General features: G+C 67.8%; 14 protein-coding genes. 4 read left to right on the forward strand and 10 right to left on the reverse strand.

Going from position 1 to position 12,954, the window contains the following annotated elements; translation table 11 throughout:
• Nucleotides 1-19: 19 nt before the first annotated feature.
• From AC1DB8_RS00555 to AC1DB8_RS00570, 4 genes are all read right to left on the reverse strand, one after another.
• Nucleotides 20-832 (reverse strand): class I SAM-dependent methyltransferase, encoded by an 813-nt coding sequence (locus AC1DB8_RS00555; RefSeq protein ID WP_441416647.1) that lies wholly within the window; start codon nt 830-832, stop codon nt 20-22.
• A gap of 9 nt (nt 833-841) precedes the next feature.
• A complete protein-coding gene (locus AC1DB8_RS00560) occupies nt 842-2,455 on the reverse strand; it encodes a putative bifunctional diguanylate cyclase/phosphodiesterase (RefSeq protein WP_476891930.1) in 1,614 nt (537 codons plus the stop codon).
• Nucleotides 2,442-2,822, reverse strand: coding sequence for a DUF7793 family protein (locus tag AC1DB8_RS00565; protein WP_476892281.1), 381 nt, complete (start codon nt 2,820-2,822; stop codon nt 2,442-2,444). The genes AC1DB8_RS00560 and AC1DB8_RS00565 overlap by 14 nt, the downstream gene beginning before the upstream one ends.
• A 114-nt stretch (nt 2,823-2,936) precedes the next feature.
• Nucleotides 2,937-3,707, reverse strand: coding sequence for a septum formation family protein (locus AC1DB8_RS00570; protein WP_476891931.1), 771 nt, complete (start codon nt 3,705-3,707; stop codon nt 2,937-2,939).
• A 597-nt stretch (nt 3,708-4,304) separates the two neighbouring features.
• Here AC1DB8_RS00570 and AC1DB8_RS00575 point away from each other — a divergent pair.
• Both AC1DB8_RS00575 and AC1DB8_RS00580 read left to right on the forward strand, forming a co-directional pair.
• Nucleotides 4,305-4,538, forward strand: a complete 234-nt coding sequence (locus AC1DB8_RS00575) for a DUF3073 domain-containing protein (protein ID WP_082492711.1) — start codon at nt 4,305-4,307, stop codon at nt 4,536-4,538.
• Nucleotides 4,539-4,861: 323 nt separating this feature from the next.
• Nucleotides 4,862-5,638, forward strand: coding sequence for a VOC family protein (locus tag AC1DB8_RS00580; protein WP_476891932.1), 777 nt, complete (start codon nt 4,862-4,864; stop codon nt 5,636-5,638).
• Between the two features lie 28 nt (nt 5,639-5,666).
• Here the strand turns inward: AC1DB8_RS00580 and AC1DB8_RS00585 are convergent, their stop codons facing one another.
• Complete coding sequence (locus tag AC1DB8_RS00585; RefSeq protein ID WP_441416652.1) at nt 5,667-5,969, reverse strand: helix-turn-helix domain-containing protein; 303 nt, start codon at nt 5,967-5,969, stop codon at nt 5,667-5,669.
• Nucleotides 5,970-6,036: 67 nt separating this feature from the next.
• Here AC1DB8_RS00585 and map point away from each other — a divergent pair, with 67 nt between their 5' ends.
• Nucleotides 6,037-6,813 (forward strand): type I methionyl aminopeptidase, encoded by a 777-nt coding sequence (gene map, locus AC1DB8_RS00590; protein WP_476891933.1) that lies wholly within the window; start codon nt 6,037-6,039, stop codon nt 6,811-6,813.
• A gap of 2 nt (nt 6,814-6,815) precedes the next feature.
• Here the strand turns inward: map and purM are convergent, their stop codons facing one another.
• The 3 genes from purM to AC1DB8_RS00605 form a co-directional block, all read right to left on the reverse strand.
• Complete coding sequence (purM, locus tag AC1DB8_RS00595; RefSeq protein ID WP_441416654.1) at nt 6,816-7,985, reverse strand: phosphoribosylformylglycinamidine cyclo-ligase; 1,170 nt, start codon at nt 7,983-7,985, stop codon at nt 6,816-6,818.
• A complete protein-coding gene (gene purF / locus AC1DB8_RS00600; RefSeq protein ID WP_441416655.1) occupies nt 7,982-9,703 on the reverse strand; it encodes an amidophosphoribosyltransferase in 1,722 nt (573 codons plus the stop codon). The genes purM and purF overlap by 4 nt, the downstream gene beginning before the upstream one ends.
• Before the next feature lie 76 nt (nt 9,704-9,779).
• Entirely contained in the window at nt 9,780-10,106 is a 327-nt protein-coding gene (locus AC1DB8_RS00605; protein ID WP_441416656.1) for a hypothetical protein, read from the reverse strand.
• A gap of 196 nt (nt 10,107-10,302) precedes the next feature.
• On the opposite strand from AC1DB8_RS00605, the gene AC1DB8_RS00610 reads away from it, so the two are divergent.
• Nucleotides 10,303-11,151, forward strand: a complete 849-nt coding sequence (locus AC1DB8_RS00610; protein WP_441416657.1) for a class I SAM-dependent methyltransferase — start codon at nt 10,303-10,305, stop codon at nt 11,149-11,151.
• 102 nt (nt 11,152-11,253) lie between these two features.
• Here AC1DB8_RS00610 and AC1DB8_RS00615 read toward each other — a convergent pair whose 3' ends face one another.
• The gene (locus tag AC1DB8_RS00615) at nt 11,254-12,201 is read right to left on the reverse strand and encodes a hypothetical protein (RefSeq protein WP_476891934.1); all 948 of its coding nucleotides are present in this window, start codon (nt 12,199-12,201) and stop codon (nt 11,254-11,256) included.
• 168 nt (nt 12,202-12,369) lie between these two features.
• Nucleotides 12,370-12,849 (reverse strand): thioredoxin-dependent thiol peroxidase, encoded by a 480-nt coding sequence (gene bcp / locus AC1DB8_RS00620; protein ID WP_175322394.1) that lies wholly within the window; start codon nt 12,847-12,849, stop codon nt 12,370-12,372.
• Between the last annotated feature and the right edge of the window lie 105 nt (nt 12,850-12,954).

The following is a 12,954-nucleotide window of genomic DNA, read 5'->3' on the forward strand; positions in this document are numbered from 1 at the left end:
GCGGCCTTTTCGTTGAATGTCAGCTCTGCTGGCCCGGGGCTTTGCCGGTTCCCGCCATAAGGGCGAAATATCCCGGAACGCTTTGGCGGGCATTCTCGGACCTCATGGGGACCACCTCGATGCTGATCGGGCCGTCCTCGATGAGCTGCCAGTCCGCGTCCGGGAACAAGGCATGGCGTTCGCGGGCACCGAAGCGGCCCGGACGTGGCAGGTTTTCCAGCGCCCGGCGCAGCTGGCGCGGTACGTTCTCTCGGGTGGCCCCGAGCTCCGCCAAATAGTCGAGGCTGTTGCCGGGGAAATTGGTTTCCGCCAAAAAGATCCGGCCCTTGTCCCCGACTGCCGTCCGCAGGTTTTCCACCATGGCGGCTTGCTTGTCGGGTTTCAGGACGTGAAAGACCCCGCGGACGAAGACGTTGGCTGCGCCCAGCCGCTCCAAGCCAAGTCCTCCCGTGCCTGTATCCGCAGCATCCAGGACCATAAACTCAGCATTGGGGACATTTTCTGATTCCGCAGCCGCTCTGTCGATGGCGCCGGCGGACACATCGATTCCGATCACCCGTGGAAAAAGCCCGGCCAGCCACCGGGTGTACGTCCCATTGCCGCAACCCACGTCAACGACCGGAAGAGCCGGATCAAAGTGGGCGCGGATCAGATCGGCGTACTGCCCGCGCTCCGCAGCGGAATCGGCGTCCCAGAGAACGTCTCCGGCCCTGCCCGTCGTGTCGATGCCCTTCCAGTACTTGTCCCAGGCGGCATGCGGATCCCTCGGTGCCCGGGATGCGAGACGAACCACTGTCGGGATAAGCCGCATGCGGTCCCAGAGCTTTGCCATGCCGTCACTTTACCTTTGCTGTCCGGCAGCGCGGAGCCGATTAAGTGCGTCTACAGCGGGCTCCGGACGTCCGAAGTAGTAGCCCTGCCCGTAGAGACAACCCATAGCCCGGAGTTCTGCGGCCTGCCCGGCCGTTTCGATGCCCTCCACAATCGCCTCGAGCTCGGCCGCTGAGATCAGCTGGAGGATGGCAGAAACGAATTTCTGCTGCCGGGGGTCGGACTCAAGGTCCTTGATGAGGGAGTGGTCCACCTTGACTGTGTCTGCGGGAAGCGTCCGGAGGTAGCTGATGGACGAGTACCCGGTGCCGAAGTCGTCAATCTGCAGTCCCACACCCATGGCGCGGAGGGCTCTCAGCACCTGTTCCTCTCCCGCTCCGGGGGACATCAGGACGGTTTCGGTGATCTCAAGCACCAGCCGGCCCGGTTGCACGTCGTTCTTTTCCAACGTGTCCCGGATGTCCTGCAGCAGGTCGCCTCTGAGGAGCTCGGCGGCCGAGAGATTGATGTGCAGCCGGAAATCGGTGAGATCCGGTGCCTCCCTTTTCCACCGGCTCAGCTGAGAGATTCCTTCGTGCAGGATCCATCGACCCAGCTCGACGATGAGGCCGGTTTCTTCCGCGATGCCGATGAAGTTGTCCGGCATGATGGTTCCGTGGACCGGGTGGTGCCACCGGACGAGGGCCTCCACGCCGGCGACTCGCCCGGAGGCGAGTTCAATGACCGGCTGGTAGAGAAGTGCCAGCTGTCCCTCGGAAGCCGCCGTGCGCAACTCGGCTGTTATCCGCGATCGCTCCCTGACGGCGTCGAGCATATCCGGGTGGAAGCGCTCGATTCTGTTCCGGCCCTGGGCCTTGGCTTGATACATGGCGATGTCGGCATCGCGCATGAGTTCCTCCGAGCTATGTCCGGGATTGCGAAGGCAGATCCCGATGCTCGCCGTGGTCCAGACCGTTTCGGATCCCACGTGTATGCACTCCTGCAGGGCTTCCCGCGCCCGCTGCGCAATGTGGACGACTTCCTCTTCGGTCGCCCCTGCAATGAGGACGGCGAATTCATCCCCGCCGAGGCGCGCCACGGTGTCCGAGGTCCGGACCACGGAGCGCAGACGGCTGGAGACCTCCACAAGCACAGCATCCCCGGCGCTGTGCCCCATGGTGTCGTTGATTGCTTTGAAGGAATCCAGATCCAACACGAGAACGGCCGCGGCGCTGCCGCCCTGTGCGCTGGCGCTGATCGCGTCCTGGATTCGCTCGCTGAGCAGGGTCCGATTGGCCAGGCCCGTCAAAGCATCGGTTTTGGCCATCTGCTCCAGCTCCACCTGGGTGCGCCGCAACATGGCGGTGCGGGCAGCCACCCGTTCTTCCAGGTCCGAATGGATATAGCCGAGTTCTTCGGCGAGGAGATTGACGCCGGTAATGACGGCATCAATCTCATCGCGTTGGTCCGAGGGTTCGATCCGCGCACTCAGCTCGCCGGCAGCAAGCCGGACGATGCCGTCGACCAGCAGTTGCAGGCGGCCGTCTACAGCCCCGTCGGCCGGAGCCGTGTAGGGAAGAGTCTCAGGAACGTCGACAGTTGCGATGCTGTCTTGTCGTTGCCGACCCCTTTCACCGGTCGGCACTGAGCCATTCCATGGCGTCGTTGCGCGAGGTGAAAAACCGTGTTGGGCAAGGCGGTATATGAACCCCCAGGAAGAAGTTCGCCAGGACCCGGTCCACGGGCGACCGTCCCAGCAGGGCGATGCGGGAAGCGCTGCACGGGATGGACCAGATGCTTCGGGCTTCACGGCTGACGGAAGCCACCGCCGCCATGTCGACAAGCATCGGATGGGGGACGCCCTGGCAGGCCTCGTTCACTTTCGCCATCGCCGCCCGGGCATCCGCGACCTCAATGCTGATCCCGGGTAGCCACTGCAGGTGGATGTAGCCGTCAGCGAGGAGTTTGACGCTCCCCTTTCCACCGTCGACAGAATCCGGTGCCACGACCATGTCTCCTCCTGAATGGGCAGCCGAGAGATTCAGCAACACCTCAAAGGTACCGTTGGTTCCGCTGGTGTCCATGAAAAACCCGCCGCCGGGCGTGAAGAATACGCTGACGGAGCCCTAGAGCCGCGGGATCAGGGATTCCTTGATGACGTTTCCGCCGTCGGCCACGAAGTAGCAGTCCACCCGCCGGTCGCCGGTGCCCCAGCTGGAGGAGCTCGGATAGGCCAGTTTGTAGCTGAACTGGTAGTTCCCGGACTTGTCGGTGAGCTGGGCCGCCTTGCAGGTGTCCAGCGCCTTCTGCTTCAGCGGGTCACGGCCCGGGTAGGCGTCGGCGGCGGCGTAACTGTCCACTGCCACCAACTGGGCCGAATGTCCGGTGTCACAGGCCACGACAGTGGAGGTGGGGGCGTTTGCGTCGAAGTCCTTGAAGCAGTCGCCGAGCCGGAAGTCCATCGGGTTGACGCCTTCCAGCGGCAGCGGGCCCCGGGCCGCGGGGGCCGCGGACGAGGACCCGGCCGGAGCGGACGAGGCGCCGGCCTTGGGTTGCTGGGTGGCGGCACCCAGCGAGGTCAGCCACCAGATCACCAGCCCCAGCACGACGACGGCGGCCAGGGCGGTGCCGACCTTCGCCAGGCCCAGCCGTTGGGCGGCGGCCCAGAGGGTCCGGCCCGCGCGTCGGGCGCTCGCGCCCAGCCTGCCGCCGAGCTGCCGGGCGCGGGGCCCCAGGTCTGAGGTCCTGAGTTGCGCCACCTGGGCGGAGAGCAGCTTGCCGAATTGGGACGCGCCGGAGGTGGTCTTCCGGTTCCCGGCCTTCCGCTTCGGGGCCTCGACGCCGGCGCGTCCGCCGCCTGCGGCCGGCGTCGTGGACCGGGTTTCGGCTGCCGCCAAGGTTTCGGCTCCCGCCCGGGCTTCGGACCGGGCAGCGGCCCGCCGGGAGGACGGCGCGGCGGGTGCGGTAGGTGCAGGGGCAGTGGCGCCCGGCGCGGTGCTGCTTAGGGGAGTGGTGCTTGAAGGAGTGGTGCTTGAGGGAGGGGTGCTTGAGGCGATGCTGCGCGGGACAAGCGGGACGGCGGACGTCGGCGGCGCGGAAGGCCGGGGCGGGATGCGGACGGAAGAGGGCATGCGTGCCGGCGGGGCCGGGACCGGCCGCTCTCCGGGGCTGTCCGCAGGGGGAACGTCAGGCATTCCGGCATCGCCGCGCCTGGCGTTCTCGTCGCTCGCAGGCTTTTCGGTCACTCGGGAATTCACCTCTTCCGTGCGTCTTTGCCGGGGCTGGATGCCCGGCTCCGGGCCGCGTTTCCGGGAGCCCATCAAGAGACTCTATCGAAGAAGGCTGCCGGGCCGCATGCGGAGGCGCTCGGGCGGCGAGCAGTGACCGCCGAAAGCATGTAATCTAGGTGTACGACAAATTGACCAAACATTCCGGGGCCTCACCGAACGCCAATGGTGACCACCTCCGGTCCGAGTACAAAAGGGGGTCACGCCATGGGGCGCGGCCGTCAAAAGGCAAAAGCTACCAAGCAGGCTCGGGATATTAAGTACTATTCCCCGAACACTGACTACTCTGCGCTTCAGCGTGAGCTCAAGAGCTCGGAGGGTCGTGCGCCGAGTCGCTTCTCGAGTGAGCCCGTTGAGCCGGATTATTCGGCTTATGTGGATAAGTACGCGGACGATGTGGAAGAGGACGACGACGAGGTAGATTCCCGTCGGATAGGTTAGTCGACACTTCTTCCGGTCACCCCTTGCCAAACGAGGGTGCCGACCAAGTTTTACAGGCCCGCCGGCCACGCCCTCTTCGGGGCGTGCCTGGCGGGTTTTTTGCGTCCGGCAACCACCCGCCCCTGCCGCCCTCCCTCCGTGCCGGCCCCGCTGCCCCGCCGCTGAACCGCCGCTTAGACGGTTCCGCGCCCAGTCGATGCTTCTAAACGACTTGTGGGCAGGGAACCATCGAAACGGCGGGCGAGGATCGGTTGCTGGGCCAAGCGCCCCGGGCTAGTTTGGACTTGCCGGGCTGTCCGGCATTTCTCTGGGAAGGACTTTCCATGGCGATTCGTTCGGGGTATGCCGAAGGCGAGGTCTGTTGGGCCGACCTCCAGACGTCCGATGTGGCTGCGGCCAAGGAGTTTTACGCCGCCATCTTCGGCTGGCGATACGAGGACCAGCCCACCCCCGACGGACGCAGCTTCGCCCAGGCGTTTCTGGGCCAGGAACTGGTTACCGTCATCGCGCCGCAGAACCCGCAGCAGCAGCGGGCGGCGGCCCCGGGACAGTGGAACGTCTACTTCGCCGTCGACGACGCCGCCGGGCTCGCCGCCGAACTGCCGCACACCGGCGGGGTGCTCGAGTTTGGGCCGGAAGCTGTGGACGGAACCGGCGTGATGGTCTTCTTCGCCCCGCCCGGCGGTGGGACCACGGGCGCCTGGCAGGCCGGCACGCACTTCGGCACGGCGCGGAGCGAGGAAGCGGGCGCCCTGGCCTGGGTCGAGTTGCTCACGCCCGAGCCGCAGGCCGCCGTCGGGTTCTTCCAGCAGCTTTTCCGCCACGAGGTGACCGAGTACCCGCAGGACGACGGAGGAACGTACACGACCCTGATGGTGGACGGCACAGAGGTCGCCGGGATCGCCACCGTGCCCGCGGCCGAGCGCAACCTTGAGCCGGGCTGGCAGGTGTATTTCGGGGTTCCCAGCGTCGCCGAAGCCGTGGCGACGGCGCGCGCTGCGGGCGGCGTCGTCCTCATTGAACCGGCGGACGATGAAGCCGGTGCCATTGCGACGCTCCGGGACCCGCAGGGCGGCGTGTTCAGCGTGCTGGAGGTTTAGCCGGGCCCCCGAAAGAGAGCCGGAACGCCTACGAGGCAAGCCGCGCGCGTGCGGTGCTGCCAGGGCCCGCAGCTTCATCGCCGGACCCGGGCGGGCTCACCTCGGCCCACACGGCATCGAGGGAGAGGCCCAGGACGCCGGCGATCGCGGCTATGGTCGGAAAGGCCGGCGTGGCCACGCGGCCAGACTCGATCTTTCGAAGGGTTTCGGGCGAGACGCGCGCATCGAGGGCAACTTCAAGCATGGAGCGGTCACCCCTCGCGCGGCGCAGCAGGACACCGAGGCGCTGTCCGCGCTCGACTTCAGCGGATGTGAGCGGCAATCTGACCATGGATCCAATTCTAATACCGGGATAATATGACCGGTATAGTTATTGGTTTTGGACGAAAGGGCGTCACATGATCGAGTTCCTGAACCACACCGAGTTGGCGCGTGCGAAAGTGACGGGCCGCCTGGTCGCAGACATCCTGCAGACGCTGAAATTGCGGAGCTCCATCGGCACCAACCTGCTGGACATCGACCGGTGGACGTCGGAATTGATCGCCGACGCCGCGGCGGAGTCCTGCTACGTCGATTACGCGCCGTCGTTCGGGCGCGGGCCGTTCGGCCACTACATCTGCACGGGCGTCAACGACGCCGTCCTCCACGGACGCCCCCACGACTACGCGTTGGCCGACGGGGACCTGCTGACTCTGGACCTCGCCGTCGCCAAGGACGGGGTGGCCTCGGACTCCGCCATCAGCTTCATCGTGGGTGGGACGCGGCCGGCCGGGAGTGTCGCCATGATCGACGCCACCGAACGCGCACTGAGCGCCGGGATAGCCGCGGCCGGACCGGGAGCCCGCATCGGGGACATCTCCCATGCCATCGGCGCGGTCCTCAGCGAGGCCGGGTATCCGATCAACACGGAGTTCGGCGGGCACGGCATCGGATCGACGATGCACCAGGACCCGCATGTTCCCAACACCGGCCGGCCAGGCCGGGGTTACACCCTGCGCCCCGGGCTGCTGCTCGCGCTGGAACCGTGGGTCATGGCGGACACCGCCAAGCTCGTCACCGACGCCGACGGGTGGACCCTCCGAAGCGCGACCGGCTGCCGGACCGCGCACAGCGAACACACCATCGCGATTACCGACGACGGCGCCGAAATCCTTACGCTGCCGACGCAGCAGTAAGGCTAGGCGTAGGCGTTGACCATCCGGACGGCGCCGCCGTCGACGCCCTTGGCGCCCTGGACGTAGTCCGGGCCGGACTTGAGAACCGAGTCGGAGTTTTCCCCGACGGTGCCCATGATCCACGACGGCAAGCCGCGGGCATTCAGGTGGTTCACGGCGGCGTCGGCGGCCTCGGGGGAGACGATCGCGACCATGCCGACGCCCACGTTGAGGGTGCGCTCGAGGTCGGCCAGTGGGACGTTGCCCAGCTCGGAGACCAGCTTGAAGATGGGCGGCAGCTCCCAGGTGGCGCGGTCCACTGTGGCCAGCAGGCCCTGCGGCAGGACACGGGCCAGGTTGGCGGCCAGTCCGCCGCCGGTGACGTGGCTGAAGCCGTGCACGGCCCGGCCGGCAGCGGAGCCGTCCACCGGGAACGTGCGGGCCAGATCCAGGCAGTCCGCGGCGTACACCCGGGTGGGCTCCAGGAGCTCCTCGCCCAGGGTGCGCTCGAATTCGGAGACGTGGCGGTCCAAGGCCCAGCCGGCGTGGTTGACGACGCGCCGGACCAGCGAGTAGCCGTTGGAGTGCAGGCCGGAGGAGGCCATGCCGATCACCACGTCGCCGGCGCGTACGCGCTCCGGACCCAGCAGCGAGTCGGCCTCGACCACGCCGGTGGCGGCACCGGCGACGTCGTACTCGTGCTCACCGAGCAGGCCCGGGTGCTCGGCGGTTTCGCCGCCCACCAGGGCGGTACCGGCGACCGAGCAGGCGGCCGCGATGCCGCGGACAATGTCGGCGATCCGCTCCGGGACCACCTTGCCGCAGGCGATGTAGTCGGTCATGTAGAGCGGCTCGGCGCCCACCACCACGATGTCGTCCACCACCATGCCCACGAGGTCGAAACCGATGGTGTCGTGGATGTCCATGGCCTGGGCGATGGCGACTTTGGTGCCGACGCCGTCGGTGGAGGTGGCCAGCAGCGGCCGCTTGTAGGTGAGCAGCTTGGAGACGTCGTACAGGCCGGCGAAGCCGCCAACACCGCCGATCACCGAGGAGTTGTGGGTCGCCTTGACGGCGTCCTTCATGAGTTCGACGGCGCGGTCGCCCGCTTCGACGTCGACGCCGGCGGAGGCGTAGGTGATGCCGGTGTTCTGGGCGTCGTTCATGTCAGCGGCCGTGGAGGCGGAAGTCATACTGGCTCTTTCTTGTCGGCATCAAGCTTGTCGGCGGGTACGCGGTCGGCGTCGGTGAGCAGTTCTTCGAACTCGGCGTCGGGCCCCGGATCGCAACCCGTGGCGCCGGCCTTCTCAGCCGGATCCTCGTCGGCCGGGATGGCGGCGTCGGACGCCGCGTTGGCGGCAGCGTCGGCCGCGGGAATCCCGGCGGCCGCGCTCCCGGGCGCTGCGGGGGCCGCCGTGGCGGGCAGTCCGACAGGCTGTCCGACAGAGTCGGGGCGCTCCAGCAGGTTCTTGCCGAGCTTGTCGGCGCCGGGCAGCTCGATCGGGTACTGCCCGGTGAAGCAGGCCGTGCACAGGCGTTCGCGCGGCTGCCGGGTGGCGCCGATCATGCCGTCCTCGGAGATGTACGCGAGCGAGTCCGCGCCGATGGCCTGGGAGATCTCGTCGATCGTGGCGCCGTTGGCGATCAGCTCAGCGCGGGAGGCGAAGTCGATGCCGTAGAAGCAGGGCCACTTCACCGGCGGGGAGGAAATTTTGATGTGCACGGCCGCGGCGCCGGCTTCCCGGAGCATCCGCACGATGGCGCGCTGGGTGTTGCCGCGGACGATCGAGTCGTCCACCACCACCACGCGCTTGCCGCGGATTACAGACTCCAGGGCGTTGAGCTTGAGCCGGATGCCGAGCTGGCGGAGCGTCTGCGAGGGCTGGATGAAGGTGCGGCCCACGTAGGCGTTCTTGACGAAGCCGTGCGCGAACGGGATGCCGGATTCCTCGGCGTAGCCGACGGCGGCCGGGGTGCCGGATTCCGGCACGGGGATGACGATGTCCGCTTCCTGGGTGTTCTCGCGGGCCAGTTGGCGGCCCATTTCCACGCGGGATTCGTACACCGAGCGGCCGGCAATCGCGGCGTCCGGGCGGGCGAGGTAGACGTACTCGAAGACGCAGCCGGCCGGCGTCGGCTCGGCGAAGCGCTGGGAGCGGACGCCCTGTTCGTCGATGGCGATGAATTCGCCCGGTTCGATCTCGCGGATGAAGCTCGCGCCGACCGTGGCGAGGGCGGACTGCTCGGACGCCACCACCCAGCCGCGCTCCAGCCGGCCCAGGACCAGCGGGCGGATGCCGTAGGTGTCGCGGGCAGCGTAGAGGGTGCCTTCGTCCATGTAGACGAAGCAGAAGCCGCCCTTGATCTTGGGCAGCAGTTCCAGCGAGGTCTGTTCGAGGGACTTGCCCTCCTCGCCCTCCAACAGGGCCGTGACCAAGGCGGTGTCCGAGGTGTTGCCCTGCTTCATTTCGCCGGTGAGCTGGCCGCCGTTGCGGTCCACGATCATGGCCTTGAGCTCGGCGGTGTTGGTGAGGTTGCCGTTGTGCGCCAGGGCGACCGTGCCGGTGGCGGTGGCGCCGAGGGTGGGCTGGGCGTTGGCCCAGTGGCTGGCGCCGGTGGTGGAGTAGCGGCAGTGGCCGACGGCCAGGTGCCCGGTCAGGGTGTTCAGCGTGGTCTCGTCGAAGACCTGGGACACGAGCCCCATGTCCTTGTAGACGTTGATCCGCTTGCCGTCGCTGGTGGCAATACCAGCCGACTCCTGACCGCGGTGCTGCAGCGCGTACAGCCCGTAATAGGTGAGTTTTGCTACCTCTTCGCCGGGAGCCCAGACCCCGAAGACGCCACATGCGTCCTGCGGGCCTTTTTCGCCAGAGAGAAGGTCATGAGAAAGTTTTCCATCGCCGCGTGCCACTGGTCGATTATCTCACGTTGTGCGCTAGGACTTTTCCGGAGGCCGGTTTATGACCTGCCGGCCGGCCTTCGCCTGCTTAGGCGCGGTCCTCGCCGTCGGTGTCCGGAACAGAGTCCGGGACGGACTCGACGACGGCGCGCTCGGCGCGGCGGACGCTCAGCCGGTCCAGCACCAGTGCGACGGCGGCGCCCAGGATGGCCCCGCCCGCGATGCAGAAGGTCAGGAAGAAGCCGAAGACGGAGTTGGCGTCGTAGCCCTCGTCGGCCGGCAGGCCGTAAGCGATAACGGCGGCCACTACGACGCCCAGCAGGCCGCCCAGGATCAGGAACGGGACGTATCTCGGAGCGCGGCGGACGGTGACGGAGCGGCGTTCGGGCGCAACGGGGGTGTCTTCAGGAGCCATGCCGTTAAGCCTACTGCCCGCGCGGGCGCTGCTTTTTCGCCGGGCATTTTCGCGCCGTTTGCGGACCGCCGCTGTGGGGATCCGCGGCGCGGAGGACCGATTCCGTGGCGGAAATCCGGGACCCTAGCGGGAACTCGGGCGGCGGAGCACACTAGGGGGTGGGGGAGGGTGCGGTCCGGACTTTTAAGGACCTACCATGGCAGTTGCAGCGGACAGTATCCGGGACCGGCAGCGCATCATCTGGGACCAGTTCGCGGCAGGCTGGAAAAAGTGGGACGCGGAACTGCTCGGCTGGCAACGCCCTTTCGGCGACGCCGTGATCAAGGACGCACGGCTCCGACCGGACTCGATTGTGCTCGATGTTGCGTCGGGCACCGGCGAGCCCGGGCTCACGGCGGCCGCCCTGGTGCCCGACGGCGAGGTGGTGCTCACCGACATCTCGGCCGGCATGCTGCACGTGGCCGAGGAGAAGGCCTCCGCCCAAGGGCTGGCCAATGTGAGCTTCAACGTATGTGATGCCGCGGAGCTGCCCTTCGAGGACGCGACGTTCGACGCCGTCCTGTGCCGTTTCGGCTTCAACTACTTTCCCGACATGCGGGGCGCCGTGCGGGAAATGGTGCGGGCGGCCAAGCCCGGGGCGAGGATCAGCGCGGCCGTCTGGGGCCGGACCGCGGAAAACCCCTGGGCCGCCCTCGTCCTTGGCTCACTCGCTCAGCATGCGGAGCTGCCGCGGCGGCCCGATGTCATGCCGGGGCTGTTCCGTTGCTCCGCGCCCGGCTTCATGACCCGGCTGTTCCGGGATGCCGGCTTGGTGGACGTGGCCGAGCACAAGGTCAGCACGGACCTGGTGCACGACTCCCCGGACAGCTACTGGGAATTCATCACTGATATCGCGGCCACGGTGGCCACGGGCCTGGCGAAGGCGGACAAGGAAGCGCGGGCGCTGATCCGCTCCGATGTCTTCCAGCTGCTGGGACGCTACGAGCACCAGGGCGCGCTCAGGCTCCGGTCAGCGGCGACGATCGTGGGGGGCACCAAGGCGTAGGCCCTGGGCCGCGGCGTTTCCGCGCCGGTTTCGGACTGGTGCGCCCCGGATCCGGGGAGCGGCTGACCGGAACCGGCGCGGATTTCCGATGCCGGCGCGCCATCACCGGCGGCAGGCCGGCTTGGTCAGCCTCGGGACCCCGTGGGAAGTGAGAAACGCGGCGAATTTCGCCGGCCCGGAGATCTCGGTCCAGGTCCAACGGATAACCCGCCGGCCGGTGGCGCGTATCCGGTCCTCGCGGGCCTTCTCGTCGATGACGACTTCGGAGGTGGTCCGTCCCTGCAGGTATTCGGCTTTCTGGTACTTGACCAGGCCGTCGAATTCCCCGCACAGCCCCTGCTCCGGCCATTCGAAGTCCGTGTAGGCGGCCAGTCCGCGGGCATCGCGGATGGGGGTTTGCAGCCGAGGGGGCTCGAAGCCCAGCCGATACATTAGGGCACGGCTCACCGATTCGCCGGGTGATCCCGATGCCGGGTCTGCGAAGTCGATCGCGGCCCGGATTCTGCGCACCGCTGCCGCGCTGTAATCGGCTCCGATGCCGCCGTCGAGCTCCTCCTTGCTCAGAGCGGGCAGCCCCGGCTGCGGACGCAGCACGTGGTCCAGCGCAGCGGCGGCCTGTTCAAATGACTCGAACGCCGCCAGATCCAGGACGGTCCGGAGCCGCCCCGTGACCAGCAGCCCCCGGCGCTCTTCGACCTGCAGGGTCAGCGGATCGGTGTAATGCCGCCGGACACCCGCCCGCGAGCGGCCGCCGCCGTCGTCGGACGTGCAGGCATGCACCAGCGTGGGGCGCCCCAGCACCGGAAGGTCCCACAGCGCGGCCGAGGACTTCCGGCAGAACACGGTACGGCTTTGCAGCGTCGACGCGGCCGCCTGGATGAGGAGCGTGTACCGGTTCCAGCTCGGCAGCGCGTCCCATGCCACCGACTGAACGTAGACGCCCCGCCTGATGCGGCGCAGCTCGCCCGCCGCGGCCCGGCGGCACAGCTCGCGCGCGTCCCGGCCGAGCCGTGCCGAGTCGCTGCTGAGAATGAGTCGGGGAAGTTCCATGCCCCGATGCTCTCCGGCCGCCCGGTCGTCGGCAACGGGCACGACGGCGGATGTGGACAAGTCCGGCTGTGGCTGCGGATTTTCGCTGCGCTTTCGGACGCAGGCAGGCCGGATTAGGTGCGCGCCTGTCCGAAACCGGTGCGGATTTCCTGGGCCGCGGCGGAATTCCTAGACGCCGAGTTCGTCCTTGAGCGCGGCGACGTGGCCCTCGGCCTTGACCTGGTACTGCGCCAGCTTCACCTTGCCCTCGGGATCGAGGACGACGGTGGAGCGGACGATGCCCTCGGTGATCTCGCCGCGGACCAGTTTCTCGCCCCAGGCGCCGTAGGCGAGGGCCACGGCGTGGTCCTCGTCGGCCAGCAGCGGGAAGGTCAGGGCGAAGTCGCCGGTGAAGTGCGCCAGTGCCTCGGGGGCGTCCGGGGAGATGCCCAGGACTTCATAGCCGGAGCCCTGCAGGGAGGCCAAGCTGTCGCGGAAATCGCAGGCCTCGGTGGTGCAGCCCGGGGTGGCGGCCTGCGGGTAGAAGTACACGATGACGTTCTTGCCGCGGTAGTCGGCCAGGGAAACCGGCTTGCCCTCGGCGTCGGGCAGCGTGAAATCGGGGGCCGGGGTTCCGGGCTGAAGCTTGACGGTGAGGTTCTGGCTCATGGGAGAGTCCTTCGCTTGGAGGGCGGCTGGAAGTTGGTCTGTGATGCACAACATTCCGGGCGGATCCGGTATTCCGCTGGGCCGCCGCGGACATTGCGCGCCGGC

The organism is Arthrobacter sp. 10N410, from assembly GCF_056394945.1.